Consider the following 14,404-nt stretch of genomic DNA (forward strand, 5'->3'; position numbering starts at 1 on the left):
ACTGTGATTTCGATGCATTGGACGCCTGATCGAACTGCTCCTAGCGTCGGTCGTGTGGTAATCACGAAAACTCGGTCGCCCATCCGCTCGAACGTCGGCCTCAAGGCCGTCATGGCGGTGACGGGCATCGTCCTGGTGCTGTTCCTGATCGCGCACATGCTCGGCAACCTGAAGATCTTCACCGGCGAGACGTCCTTCGACCACTACGCGCACTGGTTGCGGGACATCGGCACGCCACTGCTGCCGGCCACCTGGTACCTGTGGATCCAACGCACCGTGCTCACCGTGGCGGTGCTGGCCCACATCGGCGCGGCCGTCGTGCTCGCCAGGCGCGCGCGGGCCGCCCGCCCGGTCGCGTACGCGCACCGCCGGAAGATCCACGTGAACTACGCGGCCCGCACCATGCGCTGGGGTGGGGTGATCATCCTGCTCTTCGTGATCTATCACATCCTGGACCTGACCACCGGTCACCTGAACCCGCAGGGCGACCCGGCCAACCCGTACGGCAACGTGGTCGCCGACTTCGCCCCGGAACGCTGGTACGTCACGCTCTTCTACACCCTCGCGCTGGTGACCCTCGGCTTCCACCTGCGGCACGGTGCGTTCAGCGCGTTCCGCAGCCTCGGCCAGCAGACGCCGAAGGGTGAGCGCCGGGCCCGCACCGCCGCGCTCGTCTTCGCCGTCCTGCTCGTCGGCGGCTACCTGGTGGTCCCGTTCGCCGTACTCACCGGATTGGTGGCCTGACATGGAGCTCTACCTCGAAGGCGACCCGATCGCCGACACCCGGGCCCCGGACGGCCCGATCGAGACCCGGTGGGACCGCCACCGCTTCGACATGAAGCTGGTCAACCCGGCCAACCGCCGCAAGCTGACCGTGATCGTGGTCGGCACCGGCCTGGCCGGCGGCTCCGCCGCGGCCACCCTGGCCGAGCAGGGCTACCACGTGAAGTCCTACTGCTACCAGGACAGCCCGCGCCGGGCCCACTCGATCGCCGCCCAGGGCGGCATCAACGCCGCCAAGAACTACCGCAACGACGGCGACTCGGTGCACCGCCTCTTCTACGACACGGTCAAGGGCGGCGACTTCCGCTCCCGCGAGTCGAACGTGCACCGGCTCGCCGAGGTCTCGGTCAACATCATCGACCAGTGCGTCGCCCAGGGCGTCCCGTTCGCCCGCGAGTACGGCGGGCTGCTCGACACCCGCTCCTTCGGCGGCGCGCAGGTGCAGCGCACCTTCTACGCCCGGGGCCAGACCGGCCAGCAGTTGCTGCTCGGCGCGTACCAGGCGTTGGAGCGGCAGATCGGCCTGGGCAACGTGGAGATGAACGCCCGCCACGAGATGTTGGAACTGGTCACCGTCGACGGCCGGGCCCGCGGCATCGTGGTCCGGGACATGGTCACCGGCGAGATCAGCACCGAGATGGCCGACGCGGTGGTGCTCGCCTCCGGCGGCTACGGCAACGTCTTCTACCTCTCCACCAACGCCAAGGGCTGCAACGTCACCGCCTCCTGGCGGGCGCACCGCAAGGGCGCCTACTTCGCCAACCCCTGCTACACCCAGATCCACCCGACCTGCATCCCGGTCTCCGGCGACCACCAGTCGAAGTTGACTCTGATGAGCGAGTCGCTGCGCAACGACGGCCGGGTGTGGGTGCCGAAGGCGAAGGGCGACGACCGCGGCCCCCGGGACATTCCCGAGGACGAGCGGGACTACTACCTGGAGCGGATCTACCCCTCCTTCGGCAACCTGGTCCCCCGCGACATCGCCTCCCGCGCCGCGAAGAACGTGTGCGACGAGGGGCGCGGCGTCGGCCCGACCGGCCTCGGCGTCTACCTCGACTTCGCCGACGCGATCGGCCGCCTCGGCCGCAAGGCCATCGAGGCCAAGTACGGCAACCTCTTCGAGATGTACGAGCGGATCACCGGCGAGGACCCGTACCAGGTGCCGATGCGGATCTACCCCGCCGTGCACTACACGATGGGCGGCCTCTGGGTCGACTACGACCTCCAGTCCACCATCCCGGGCCTGTTCGTGATCGGTGAGGCCAACTTCTCCGACCACGGCGCGAACCGGCTCGGCGCCTCGGCACTCATGCAGGGCCTGGCCGACGGCTACTTCGTGCTGCCCAGCACGCTGGCCAACTACCTGGCCGCGAACCCGATGGAGAACGTCGACGCCAGCCACCCCGAGGCGGTCGCGGCGCGCACCGAGGTCGAGCAGCGGCTGCAACGGCTGCTCTCGATCAACGGCGACCGTACGGTGGACTCGTTCCACCGCGAGCTGGGCCAGATCATGTGGGAGCACTGCGGCATGGAGCGCTCCGAGGCCGGGCTGCGCAAGGCGATCGACGAGATCCGCGCCCTGCGCGAGCAGTTCTGGCAGCGGGTGCGGGTCCCCGGCGACGGCGAGGGGCTCAACCAGTCATTGGAGAAGGCCGGCCGGGTGGCCGACTTCTTCGAGCTGGCCGAGCTGATGTGCGTCGACGCCCTGCACCGCGAGGAGTCCTGCGGCGGCCACTTCCGGGCCGAGTACCAGACCCCGGACGGCGAGGCGCAGCGCGACGACGACCGGTTCGCCTACGTGGCGGCCTGGGAGTACACCGGCACCGGTGAGCCCGTACTGCACAAGGAAGACCTGACCTTCGAATACGTCCACCCCTCGCAGCGGAGTTACAAGTGAACCTGACCCTGCGCATCTGGCGCCAGTCCGGCCCCGAGGACAAGGGTCGGATGGTGACCTACCCGGTGCCGGACGTGTCCCCGGACATGTCCTTCCTGGAGATGCTCGACGTCCTCAACGAGCGGCTGATCCTCGACGGCGAGGAGCCGGTCGCCTTCGACCACGACTGCCGCGAGGGCATCTGCGGCACGTGCAGCCTCATGATCAATGGCGAGGCGCACGGACCGCAGCGCGGCACCACCGCCTGCCAACTGCACATGCGGCAGTTCTCCGACGGCGAGACGATCGACATCGAGCCCTGGCGGGCCCGCGCCTTCCCGGTCGTCAAGGACCTGGTGGTGAACCGGAACGCCTTCGACAAGATCATCGCCGCCGGTGGCTACATCACCGCGCCGACCGGCAGCGCACCGGAGGCCCACTCCACCCCGGTGGCCAAGGACGACGCGGACGCCGCCTTCTCCTCGGCCGCCTGCATCGGCTGCGGCGCCTGCGTGGCGGCCTGCCCGAACGGCTCCGGCATGCTGTTCACCGCCGCCAAGGTCACCCAGCTCTCGCTGCTCCCCCAGGGCCAGCCCGAGCGCTACACCCGGGTGATCGGCATGGTCGACGCGCACGACGAGGCCGGCTTCGGCGGCTGCACCAACATCGGCGAGTGCGCGTCGGCCTGCCCGAAGGGCATCCCGCTGAACACCATCGGCCGGCTCAACCGCGACTACCTCAAGGCCACCACCAAGCGCGCCGGCACCCCCGGTTCCTGAGCCTTCCCCGCCGAACCACGCGACCGCCGCGCCCCGCACCCAGGAGCGCGGCGGTCGAGGTTTCCGGTTCCCTGGCAGTACCTCTTCGGCTGCCTTTCGAGCTGAGTCGTTCCTGATATCAGCTCGAAAGGCGGCGCCAGCCCGTGTCCCGGTCCGCGTGCCCCACCACGGCCAGCCCGGCGCGACGTCGCCTGGCATCGGCGCGGAAGGCCGCCCCGGCCCGTGCCCCGGTCCACGGGTCCGACGCGGCACGCCCGGCGCGACGGCGCCGGTTCAAGTCACTTTTCGCGGGTAGCAGTCCCATGGACGGAACCGAGGAGGGGACATTCAGGCATGAAGGCACTGACCTGGCAAGGCAAGCGTGACGTCCGGGTCGAGGACGTCCCGGACCCCCGGATCGAGGAGCCGACCGACGCGATCGTCCGGATCACCTCGACCGCCATCTGCGGTTCCGACCTGCACCTGTACGAGGTGCTCGGCCCGTACCTCAAGCCCGGCGACGTGCTCGGGCACGAGCCGATGGGCATCGTCGAGGAGGTCGGGTCGGGGGTGACCCGGCTGAAGAAGGGCGACCGGGTGGTCGTCCCGTTCAACATCTCCTGCGGGCACTGCTGGATGTGCGAGCGGCAGCTCTACGCCCAGTGCGAGACCACGCAGGTCACCGCCGAGGGCAAGGGCGCGTCGCTGTTCGGCTACACCTCGCTCTACGGCTCGGTCCCGGGCGGCCAGGCCGAGTACCTGCGCGTCCCGCAGGCCCAGTTCGGGCCGATCAAGATCCCGGAGGCCGGGGCGGACGAGCGCTGGCTCTACCTCTCCGACATCCTGCCCACCGCCTGGCAGGCGGTGAAGTACGCGGACACCCCGCCCGGTGGCACGCTTGCCGTGTTCGGGCTCGGCCCGGTCGGGCAGTTCTGCGCCCGGATCGGCCGGCACCTCGGCGCCGGCCGGGTGATCGGCCTGGACCTGGTGCCGGAGCGGCTGGAGATGGCCCGCCGGCACGGCATCGAGGTGCTCGACGTCAGCCAGCTCGACGACGTGCCCGGCGCGCTCATCGACCTGGTCGACGGGCGCGGCCCGGACGCGGTGATCGACGCGGTCGGCATGGAGGCGCACGGCGCGCCGGTCGGCAAGATCGCCCAGGCCGCCGCCGGGCTGCTGCCGGACAAGCTGGCCCAGCCGATGATCGACGCGGCCGGGGTGGACCGGCTCGTGGTGCTGCACGCCGCGCTCAAGGCGGTCCGGCGCGGCGGCACCGTCTCGATCTCCGGCGTTTACGGCGGCGAGCAGGACCCGATGCCGCTGATGGAGATGTTCGACCGGGGCATCCAGCTGCGGATGGGGCAGTGCCACGTGCGGCGTTGGGTGGACGAGATCATTCCGCTGTTGGCGGGCGACGACGACCCGCTGGGCGTGGAGGACCTGCGCACCCACCGGTTGCCGCTGGCGCAGGCGCCGCAGGCGTACGAGATGTTCCAGAAGAAGTCCGACGGCTGCGTCAAGGTCGTGCTCGCACCGTGACCCGGACGGTGGTCGTCACCGGCGCGACCAGCGGGATCGGCCGGGCGGCGGCCCGGGAGTTCGCGGGCCGTGGGGACCGGCTGGTCCTCGCGGCCCGCTCCCCTGCCACGCTCGACGAGGTACGCGACGAGTGCCGGGCGGCCGGCGCGGCGGGCGTCCTGGCCGTGCCCACCGACGTCACCGGTCCGGACGCCCTCGACGCGCTGGCGGGCACCGCGCTCGCCGAGTTCGGGCGGATCGACGTCTGGGTGCACACCGCGGCGGTGATGGCGTACGGGCGCTTCGAGGACATCCCGGCGGAGGTCTTCGACCAGGTGGTGCGCACCGACCTGCTGGCCGCCGCCGGGGTGGCGCGGGTGGCGCTGCGGCACTTCCGGGCGGCTGGCGGCGGCACGCTGATCCTCACCGGTTCGGTGCTGGGCCACATCACCGCGCCCTACATGAGCGGCTACGTGACCAGCAAGTGGGGGTTGCACGGTCTGGCGCGGGCGTTGCAGCAGGAGTCGCGGGACCTGTCCGGGGTGCACGTCTGCCTGGTCACCCCGGGCAGCGTGGACACCCCGGTCTACCAGCAGGCGGCGAACTATCTCGGCCGGATCGGCCGGCCGCCGCTGCCGATCACCAGCCCGGAGCGGGTGGCCCGGGCCATCGCGCACCGCGCCGACCGGCCCCGCCGGGAGACCTCGGTGGGGAGGGTCAATCTGATCATGCGGGTCGGCTTCACCGCGCTGCCGGCCGTCTACGACGTGCTGGTCGGCCCGCTGATGCGCCTCGGCGGCCTGACGAACCGGCCGGCACCACCCGGCCCGGGCGTGGTGTTCGCCCCGAACCCGGCGGGCGAGGCGGTACGCGGCGGGTGGCTGCCCGACCTGGCCGGGCTGGCCCGGTCGGTCGGCGACTCGGCGATCTCGACCCTGGGGCGCAGGCTAGGTCGATCGCTACCGCCGGTCCACGACGGGCCGACCGGGAAGTGAACCCGCCGGCCCATGCGAATCCCGGACGAGCGGCGACGGCGGGGCTCACCTGGGCGGGTGGTGGGATGCGTGACTACCGTGTAGAGCGCAGGACACGGCGGAGGGCGGAAGCATGCGGGAACCGGTGGAGCGGGACGTCGAACGGGCCGGCGGCGGCCGGGGGTGGCGGATCGCCGGGTTGGCCGCCGCCGCCGGGCTGGCATGGGCGGCGCGGGACGTGCCGGCGCAACTCGGCGGCCGGCTCACCGGCGCGCGGGCGGAACGGGCCGCCCGGTCGCCGCGGTTCCGCGACGGCACGTTCCACAATCCGACCGGCACCGATGCCAGCATGGCCGCCGACCCGGGCCGCAACCTGGTCCGGGAGCTGATCTTCGGCAAGCAGAAGCGGCGGCCGGGCAGCGCGGTGCCGCTGCTGCGCCCGGCCGCCGCCGCGCCGGCCGACCCGGCCCGCGAGCTGAACGTGATCTGGTACGGCCACGCCTCCACGCTGGTCGAGATCGAGGGGCACCGGGTGCTGCTCGACCCGGTGTGGAGCGACAGGTGCTCGCCGTCGGCCCTGGTCGGCCCGCGACGTATCCACCAGCCGCCGGTCCGCCTGGACGAGTTGCCCCGGCTCGACGCCGTCCTGATCTCGCACGACCACTACGACCACCTGGACATGGCGACGGTCCGTGGGCTCCTCACCCACCAGTCCGCGCCGTTCGTGGTGCCGCTCGGCGTCGGGGCGCACCTCGACCGCTGGGGCGTGCCGGCGGACCGCGTCGTCGAGCTGGACTGGTCGGAGTGCCACCGGGTCGGCGGGCTGACCCTCACCGCCACCGCCGCGCAGCACTTCTCCGGGCGCGGGCTGCGCCGCGACGGCACGCTCTGGAGTTCCTGGGTGGTGGCCGGCGCGACGCGCAAGGTCTTCTACACCGGCGACTCCGGCTACTTCGCCGGCTACCGGGGCATCGGCGCCGAGCACGGCCCGTTCGACGTCACGCTCATGCAGATCGGCGCGTACGACCGGGCCTGGCCGAACATCCACATGTTCCCGGAGGAGGCGGTCGCCGCCCACCTCGACGTGCGCGGCGAACTGCTGGTGCCGGTGCACTGGGGCACGTTCAACCTGGCCCTGCACGATTGGTCCGAGCCGGTGGACCGGCTCTGGGCCGAGGCGAAGGCCCGCGACGTCCGGCTGGCCGTGCCGCGTCCCGGCGAGCGGGTGGTCGTCGACGAGCCGCCGGCGGTGGACGGCTGGTGGCAGGCGGTCGCCTGAGCCCGGTCAGAGCACGAACGCGTCCGTCCACAGCGCGCCCGAGCGCCCGGACAGGGCGTCCAGCATCGCCACCGCCTGACCGTCGGTGAGCTGCGCGACGAAGTCGACGATCGCCCGGCCCCGGGCCCGTCCGATCCGGTCCGGGGTACGCGGGTGCAGCTCCGCCTCGGCCAGCTCGCCGAGGTCGTGCAGCCGACGGGGCAGCCGGGACTCCTCCTCCGGGTCCAGCAGCCACTCCCACAGCGCCTCGACCAGGGTGTCCAGCAGCCGGGCCTGGCCGCGCTGGTGCAGCGCCAGGTCGGGGCGGGCCAGCACGAACCGGTGGTGGACGAACTTGAGCACCTGCACCTCGTGCCACTGCGCCTTGCCGAGCAGCACGTACCCGGAGCGCACGTCCGGCTCCGGGGTCACCGTGATGGCGTCCACGAAGCGGGTGGACCAGCGGGCGGAGAACCGGGCGACGTACTGCTCCGCCTCGATCGAGCCGTCGAAGGGCAGCGCCAGCAACCCCTCCACCAGTTCCTCGCGGACGTGCTCGACCGCGGCGGCGAACGCCTCGTCGTCGGCGATCCACCCGTCCTTGCGGTGCACCTGCCGGCGCAGCCGCTCGATCGCCGCCCCGGGCCGCCGGCCGGCCGCCTCCAGCGCCGGGCCGGTGATCGACCGCAGGTGCCCGCACTCGCGCTGCCAGGCCATCAGTTCGGCGGCCACCGCGCCCTGCTGGAGCACCCCGACGCGATAGAAGTCCTCCACGTCGTGGATGGCGTAGGCGATGTCGTCGGCGGTGTCCATCACGGACGCCTCGGGGGTCTGCTGCCAGTCCGGGATCCGCCCGGCGAACGGCTCCCGGGCCTGCCGCAGGTCGTCCAGTTCGGTGCGGTAGGCGCCGAACTTCACCGACCCGCTCGCCGGGTCCTCCGGGGGCACCGCGGCACCGCGCGGCGCGGGGTCGAGGTGCCGCGGGTGCGGGTCGGGGTGGTCCAGCCGGGTCCACGGGTATTTCAGCATCGCCGCCCGGACCGCCGCGGTCAGGTCCAGCCCGGTGGTCGCCGCGCCGCGGATCTCGGTGCTGGTGACGATCCGGTACGACTGGGCGTTGCCCTCGAAGCCGTCGGGCAGCCCGAGCCGCTGCCGGGCCAGCCGGTCCAGGACCCGCTCCCCCAGGTGCCCGAACGGCGGGTGGCCGAGGTCGTGGGCGAGCGCGGCGGCCTCCACCACGTCCGGGTCGCAGCCGCCCAACTTCTCCAGCAGGTCCCGGTGGGCCGGGTCGGCGGTGAGCCGCTCGGCGATCGCCCGGCCCACCTGGGCCACCTTGAGGCTGTGGGTGAGCCGGTTGTGCACCAGCAGCCCCGAGCCACCCGGGCTGATGACCTGGGTGACGCCGTTCAGCCGGGCGAAGAACGGCGACGAGACGATCCGGTCCCGGTCGGCCCGGAACGGGCCGGCGGCCAGATCGCCGAGCGCCCGGGCGCTGCCCCCGAAGAGCCGCCGGGCCCGCGGATCCGCAGGTGCCTCCATGATCGCCACGCTAGCGCAGCCGGCCGGCCCACGGCGCCGGGTGTGTCTAGAGCCGCTCCACCACCGGCCCGGAGCACCGGTTGCGGGCGTCGAACACGTAGCGGGCCCGGCGGGCGACCATCTCGTAGTCGAAGACGTCGTGGTCGGTCGTGACGATCACCGCGTCGGCGGCGTCGACCTCCTGCTCGGTCAGCGGCACCACCAGCACCCCGGCCGGGATGTGGTGCGGCTCGGCGTACGGCTCGACGGCCCGCACGTCCGCGCCGAGGTCGCACAGCCGCTGGGCGACGTCCACGGCGGGCGAGTCGCGCATGTCGCCGGTGTTGCGCTTGTAGGCGAGACCGAGCAGCAGCAGGCGGGCGCCGCTGACCGCCCGACCGCTCCGGTTCAACCCGGCCATGATCCGCTGCGTCACGTGTTCGGGCATCTCGTGGTTGACGTCGTTGGCCAGCTCGATGAACCGGAACTGCCGGCCCAGGCGCCGCTTCACCTGCCAGGACAGATAGCAGGGGTCGATCGGGAGGCAGTGCCCGCCGACGCCCGGGCCGGGCCGGAACGGCATGAACCCGAACGGCTTCGTCGCCGCGGCGTCGATCGCCTGCCAGACGTCGATGCCCAGGTGGTGGGAGAGCATGGTGAGTTCGTTGATCAGACCCAGGTTGACCTGGCGGAAGGTGTTCTCGATCAGCTTGGTCAGCTCCGCGACCCGGGTGGAGGGCACCGGCACGGTCCGGGCCACGATCCGGCGGTAGAACCCGTCCACCCGCTCCAGCGAGGGCTCGTCGACGCCGGAGACCACCTTCGGCGTGTTCTCCAACCGCCAGGTCGGGTTGCCGGGGTCGATGCGCTCCGGGCTGTATCCGAGGTGGAAGTCACCCGGCGTGTGCAACCCGCTTGCCGCTTCGAGGATCGGGCCGAGGAGTTCCTCGGTCGTGCCGGGATAGGTCGTCGACTCCAGCACCACGGTGCTGCCGGGCCGCACGTACGGGCCGATGCCGCTGCCGGCCTGCTCCACGTAGCTCAGGTCCGGCGTGCCGTTGCGCAGCGGGGTCGGCACCGTGATCACGCAGACGTCGAAGTCCCGGGCGTCGGTGTACTCGGTGCTCGGCAGGTAGCGACCGCTGCCCAGCGCCCGACCGAGGCGGTCCGCCGGGATGTCCTCCACGAACGACTCACCGGAGGCGAGCCGTTTGATCCGGTCGGCGTCCACGTCCAGGCCCACCACGTCGAAGCCGGCTTCGACGGCGCGCATGGCCAGCGGAAGACCGACGTATCCCTGGCCGATGACGACCACTTTCTCAGCGCTCACCCGGTTCTCCAGACAGGCGTAGAAATACCTGGTTGGAGGCTAGAGGGGCATCTGACCGCGTAAGGGAGGTTTCGTGATATCCGTCGGTTTCCGCGCCGCCGAGGGCCGCGCCGGGGTGCGACGCGCCGCGCGCCGGCGGGCAGAATGCACGACGAACCCACCCGAGAAGGCGGATCAAGATCGTGACTCAGTCTGTGCACCAGCGGATCGCCGAGGAACTCGGCGTCGCCGAGCGTCAGGTCCGGGCGGCCGTGGAGCTGCTCGACGGCGGCGCCACCGTGCCGTTCATCGCCCGCTACCGCAAGGAGGCCACCGGCCTGCTCGACGACGCGCAGCTGCGCACACTCGAGGAGCGGCTGCGCTACCTGCGGGAGCTGGACGAGCGGCGCGCCGCGGTGCTGGAGTCGATCCGGAGCCAGGGCAAGCTCGACGAGGCGCTGGAGGCGCAGATCCTCGCGGCCGACTCCAAGTCCCGCCTGGAGGACATCTACCTGCCCTACAAACCCAAGCGGCGCACCCGCGCGCAGATCGCCCGCGAGGCCGGGCTGGAACCGCTCGCCGACACGCTGCTCGCCGACCCGGCGCAGGACCCGCGCGCCACCGCGGCCGGCTTCGCCGACGCGGACAAGGGCGTGGCCGACGCCGCCGCCGCGCTGGACGGCGCGCGGGCCATCCTGATCGAACGCTTCGCCGAGGACGCCGACCTGATCGGCACGCTGCGCGAGCAGATGTGGTCGCGGGGCCGGCTGGTCTCCCGGGTACGCGACGGCCAGGCGGCCGCCGGCGCCAAGTTCGCCGACTACTTCGACTTCGCCGAGCCGTACCCGAAGCTTCCCTCGCACCGCATCCTCGCCATGTTCCGGGGCGAGAAGGAGGGCGTGCTGGAGCTGACCATGGCCCCGGAGGCCGACGATGACGCCGACGCGACCACCGGGCCCAGCCGCTACGAGGCGGCCGTGGCCGGCCGGTTCGGCATCGCCGACCGGGGGCGGCCGGCCGACCGGTGGCTGGCCGACACGGTGCGCTGGGCCTGGCGTACCCGGATCCTCATCCATCTCGGCGCGGACCTGCGGATGCGGCTCTGGCAGGCGGCCGAGGAGGAGGCCGTGCGGGTCTTCGCCACCAACCTGCGCGACCTGCTGCTCGCCGCGCCGGCCGGCGCGCGGCCCACCATGGGCCTCGACCCGGGCCTGCGGACCGGGGTCAAGGTCGCGGTGGTCGACGCCACCGGCAAGGTGGTCGCCACCGACACCATCTATCCGCACGAGCCGCGCCGGCAGTGGGACGCGTCCCTGCACACCCTCGCCACGCTGGCCGCGGCGCACGGCGTCGAGTTGATCGCGATCGGCAACGGCACCGCCAGCCGGGAGACCGACAAGCTGGCCGGTGACCTGATCAAGCAGCACCCCGAGCTGACGCTGACCAAGGTGGTGGTCTCCGAGGCCGGCGCGTCGGTCTACTCGGCGTCCGCGTACGCCTCGCAGGAGCTGCCCGGCCTCGACGTGTCGCTGCGCGGCGCGGTCTCCATCGCCCGCCGCCTCCAGGACCCGCTCGCCGAGCTGGTGAAGATCGACCCGCGCTCGATCGGGGTCGGGCAGTACCAGCACGACCTGTCCGAGGTGAAGCTGTCCCGTTCCCTCGACGCGGTGGTCGAGGACTGCGTCAACGCGGTCGGGGTGGACGTCAACACCGCCTCCGCGCCGCTGCTCACCCGGGTCTCCGGCATCGGCGCGGGCCTGGCCGAGAACATCGTGCTGCACCGTGACGCAAACGGCCCGTTCCGCACCCGGGGCGAGCTGAAGAAGGTGTCGCGGCTCGGGCCGAAGGCGTTCGAGCAGTGCGCCGGCTTCCTGCGCATCCCCGGCGGCGACGACCCGCTCGATTCGTCAAGCGTGCACCCCGAGTCGTACCCGGTGGTGCGCCGCATCCTGGCCCGCGCCGGGCAGGACCTGCGGACGCTCATCGGGCGCTCGGCCATCCTGCGCGGCCTGCGCGCCACCGACTTCGTCGACGACACGTTCGGCCTGCCCACGGTCACCGACATCCTGGCCGAACTGGAGAAGCCCGGCCGCGACCCGCGCCCGGAGTTCCGCACCGCGACGTTCGTCGAGGGGGTGGAGAAGATCGGCGACCTGATCCCGGGGATGGTGTTGGAGGGCGTGGTCACCAACGTGGCCGCGTTCGGCGCGTTCGTCGACGTCGGGGTGCACCAGGACGGCCTGGTGCACGTCTCGGCCATGTCACACACGTTCGTGAAGGACCCGCGCGACGTGGTGAAGTCGGGCGACGTGGTGAAGGTGCGGGTGCTCGACGTGGACGTGCCGCGCAAGCGGATCTCGCTGACGCTGCGGCTGGACGACGAGGCGCCGGCGGGCGGCGGGCGCCCGGGCCGCGAGGGCCGGCGGGACCGCGACGACCGGCGCGGCCCGGGCGGCGGCGGCCAGGGCGGCGGCGGCCAGCGCACGCGGGGCGGCGCGCGGGGGCCGGGCGAGCGGGGCGGCGCGGGCGGTGGTCAGGGCGCGCGGGGCGGCCAGTCACCGCGATCGGGGCGAGGCGGCGGTTCTGCGGCACCGGTCAACGACGCGATGGCGGAGGCGCTGCGCCGGGCCGGCCTGGCCTGAGCCGAGCCGGCCGAGCCGAGCCCGAGCCCGAGCCGGCCAGACCGCGCGCGACGGCCTGTCGAGCTGACGTCAGGAACGACTCAGCTCGACAGGCCCGGCCGAGGTGAGCCCACGGCCGATTCACGGCCGTACGGTCCGGCGCCGCTGCGAGGCGAGCGCGTCGAGGCAGCCCGGTGGCACGCCGCCGAGCGACCGGAACGCCCGGGAGCGCGGACGCCGGGCGAGCCGGGGACGCGGGACGACCCGGCGGGCCCGGGGCGGCGGGCGCGGGCCCGGGACAGCGGACGCGGGCCCGGGGCGGCGGGCGCGGGCCGGGGCAGCGGACGCGGATGTCGGCGTACCCTCGCCGGGTGAGCGGTGACGACGACGCACGGTGGCGGGAACGGCGACGCCACGCGGTGCGGGCGCACGCGGAGGCCGACGCCCGGCAGCGCGCCGCGGAGCAGGCAGAGGCGGCGGACCTGGTGGCTCGGTTCGCGGCCGAGGCGGCGCGGCGCGGGCTGCGCGCCGTCCGGCTGGCGGCGACCGGCCACGACGGGCGCGGACGCTACCGCACCAGGCTCACCGGCTGGTACGTGGACCGGGCGCTCAGCCGGGCGGTGGACACCGAGGGTCGCTTCTACCTGCTGACCGTGCCGCCGGGCCTGCGGTCGCGACTGCTCGGCGCCGAGCCGCCGCCCAGCGCGCCGCCGCTGGTGGTCGGGCGGGGTGGTCGCGACGGCGAGTCGGTGCCGCTGGCGGCGCTGCTCAACCGCCGGCTCGACGCGGGCGACGACTGGCCCTGACCGGCGTCGGAGCACGACCGGACCGCTGCCGCGGAGCCGGGCGCGCGGCCCGCCGGTCCACCCGTCGCCACCACCACCGCTGCACGAGCAGCGTGAACAGTCCGGCCAGGACGATGGCGGTCAGGTTGATGACCAGTTGGAGCGCGGAGCCGGCCGCCTCGTGCCACACCCCGTACCCGGTGGCGACCGCGACGTTGGCCGCGGCCGGCACGGTGGTCACCGAGATCAGGACGCCGACCAGGGAGCCGGACTTCTTCGACGTCAGCGACAGCATCCCGGCGATACCCGCGAGCAGGCCGACCACCCAGGACAGCGCGTCCGGGCGCCAGATGAAGTCGGTGAGCGGCCGCTGGGCCAGCAGCATCCCCCGGCCCACCAGACCGGCCGCGTCCAGCGCCCAGGTGCTGACCACCGTGGCCAACATCGCCGCACCGAAACCGACGGCCAGCGCCTGCACCGACCGGAGGACGACCCGCCCCTCGCCACGCAGCAGGGCCACGCAAAGCGCCGCCAGCGGGCCGAACTCCGGGCCGACCACCATCGCGCCGACGATGAGGATGGGCTGGTCGAGCAGCACCCCGATGCCGGCGATCATGGTGGCCACCACGATCAGCACCAGGTAGGTGCCGGACAACTCGGTCTGCTCGCCGGTCTTGGCCGCCACCTCGTCCCAGACCACGGCGTCCGCGCCGCTGCCGGGCGCCTCCTCGGCGGCCCGTTCGGCGGCGGCGGAGAGGCTCAACTCCACGTCCTCGGCGGAGATCCCGCCGCGCGCCTCGATGCCCAGTTCCTGGAGGCCGCGCAGCACCTCGTCGGCCCGTTCCCGGACCACGTCGCAGAGGACGAGGTCACCCGCCGGCCGGCGGGCGGCGCCGGCCAGGACGGCCAGGTGGGTGACACCGGCGTCGGCGGAGAGCAGGTCGACGACCGCACCCGTACGGTCTGCCGGAGTGATCACCCGCAGGTGCAGCACGGCAGTCTCC

At 73.0% G+C, this 14,404-nt stretch carries 11 protein-coding genes; 8 read left to right on the forward strand and 3 right to left on the reverse strand.

Annotated elements, in window-relative coordinates; all coding sequences use genetic code 11:
* Nucleotides 1-12: 12 nt before the first annotated feature.
* The 6 genes from AB0H28_RS22345 to AB0H28_RS22370 all read left to right on the forward strand — a co-directional run bounded on the left by AB0H28_RS22345 (nt 13) and on the right by AB0H28_RS22370 (nt 7,188).
* Nucleotides 13-744, forward strand: coding sequence for a succinate dehydrogenase cytochrome b subunit (locus AB0H28_RS22345; RefSeq protein WP_358043288.1), 732 nt, complete (start codon nt 13-15; stop codon nt 742-744).
* Nucleotide 745: 1 nt separating this feature from the next.
* Nucleotides 746-2,680 (forward strand): fumarate reductase/succinate dehydrogenase flavoprotein subunit, encoded by a 1,935-nt coding sequence (locus AB0H28_RS22350; protein ID WP_358043291.1) that lies wholly within the window; start codon nt 746-748, stop codon nt 2,678-2,680.
* On the forward strand, nt 2,677-3,438 hold the full coding sequence (locus tag AB0H28_RS22355; protein WP_358043294.1) for a succinate dehydrogenase/fumarate reductase iron-sulfur subunit: 762 nt from the start codon (nt 2,677-2,679) through the stop codon (nt 3,436-3,438). The genes AB0H28_RS22350 and AB0H28_RS22355 overlap by 4 nt, the downstream gene beginning before the upstream one ends.
* Before the next feature lie 333 nt (nt 3,439-3,771).
* The gene (locus tag AB0H28_RS22360; RefSeq protein WP_358043297.1) at nt 3,772-4,956 is read left to right on the forward strand and encodes a zinc-dependent alcohol dehydrogenase; all 1,185 of its coding nucleotides are present in this window, start codon (nt 3,772-3,774) and stop codon (nt 4,954-4,956) included.
* Nucleotides 4,953-5,930 carry an SDR family NAD(P)-dependent oxidoreductase gene (locus AB0H28_RS22365; protein ID WP_358043300.1) on the forward strand — a complete coding sequence of 326 codons (978 nt, stop codon included), beginning with the start codon at nt 4,953-4,955 and terminating at the stop codon, nt 5,928-5,930. The genes AB0H28_RS22360 and AB0H28_RS22365 overlap by 4 nt, the downstream gene beginning before the upstream one ends.
* 112 nt (nt 5,931-6,042) lie before the next feature.
* On the forward strand, nt 6,043-7,188 hold the full coding sequence (locus AB0H28_RS22370) for an MBL fold metallo-hydrolase (protein ID WP_358043303.1): 1,146 nt from the start codon (nt 6,043-6,045) through the stop codon (nt 7,186-7,188).
* Between the two features lie 6 nt (nt 7,189-7,194).
* On the opposite strand, the gene dgt is transcribed toward AB0H28_RS22370, so the two are convergent.
* Together dgt and AB0H28_RS22380 are read right to left on the reverse strand one after the other, a co-directional pair.
* Nucleotides 7,195-8,706, reverse strand: a complete 1,512-nt coding sequence (gene dgt, locus AB0H28_RS22375; RefSeq protein WP_358043306.1) for a dGTP triphosphohydrolase — start codon at nt 8,704-8,706, stop codon at nt 7,195-7,197.
* Nucleotides 8,707-8,752: 46 nt separating this feature from the next.
* On the reverse strand, nt 8,753-10,015 hold the full coding sequence (locus AB0H28_RS22380) for a nucleotide sugar dehydrogenase (protein WP_358043309.1): 1,263 nt from the start codon (nt 10,013-10,015) through the stop codon (nt 8,753-8,755).
* Nucleotides 10,016-10,197: 182 nt separating this feature from the next.
* Between AB0H28_RS22380 and AB0H28_RS22385 the strand changes: the two genes are divergently transcribed.
* Together AB0H28_RS22385 and AB0H28_RS22390 are read left to right on the forward strand one after the other, a co-directional pair.
* Entirely contained in the window at nt 10,198-12,636 is a 2,439-nt protein-coding gene (locus tag AB0H28_RS22385; RefSeq protein ID WP_358043312.1) for a Tex family protein, read from the forward strand.
* 329 nt (nt 12,637-12,965) lie between these two features.
* Nucleotides 12,966-13,421, forward strand: a complete 456-nt coding sequence (locus AB0H28_RS22390; protein ID WP_358043315.1) for a hypothetical protein — start codon at nt 12,966-12,968, stop codon at nt 13,419-13,421.
* On the opposite strand, the gene AB0H28_RS22395 is transcribed toward AB0H28_RS22390, so the two are convergent.
* Nucleotides 13,384-14,394, reverse strand: coding sequence for a DUF389 domain-containing protein (locus AB0H28_RS22395; protein WP_358043318.1), 1,011 nt, complete (start codon nt 14,392-14,394; stop codon nt 13,384-13,386). The genes AB0H28_RS22390 and AB0H28_RS22395 overlap by 38 nt on opposite strands.
* Between the last annotated feature and the right edge of the window lie 10 nt (nt 14,395-14,404).

The sequence above is a fragment of the Micromonospora sp. NPDC050980 genome (assembly GCF_040653835.1).
Classification (GTDB): domain Bacteria; phylum Actinomycetota; class Actinomycetes; order Mycobacteriales; family Micromonosporaceae; genus Micromonospora.

Bases quoted from the DNA above. Each gene is read 5' to 3' on its own strand.
- dgt (WP_358043306.1), bottom strand. From the start codon at position 8,706: ATGGAGGCACCTGCGGATCCGCGGGCCCGGCGGCTCTTCGGGGGCAGC.
- AB0H28_RS22360 (WP_358043297.1), top strand. From the start codon at position 3,772: ATGAAGGCACTGACCTGGCAAGGCAAGCGTGACGTCCGGGTCGAGGAC.
- AB0H28_RS22390 (WP_358043315.1), top strand. From the start codon at position 12,966: ATGTCGGCGTACCCTCGCCGGGTGAGCGGTGACGACGACGCACGGTGG.
- AB0H28_RS22370 (WP_358043303.1), top strand. From the start codon at position 6,043: ATGCGGGAACCGGTGGAGCGGGACGTCGAACGGGCCGGCGGCGGCCGG.
- AB0H28_RS22350 (WP_358043291.1), top strand. From the start codon at position 746: ATGGAGCTCTACCTCGAAGGCGACCCGATCGCCGACACCCGGGCCCCG.
- AB0H28_RS22345 (WP_358043288.1), top strand. From the start codon at position 13: ATGCATTGGACGCCTGATCGAACTGCTCCTAGCGTCGGTCGTGTGGTA.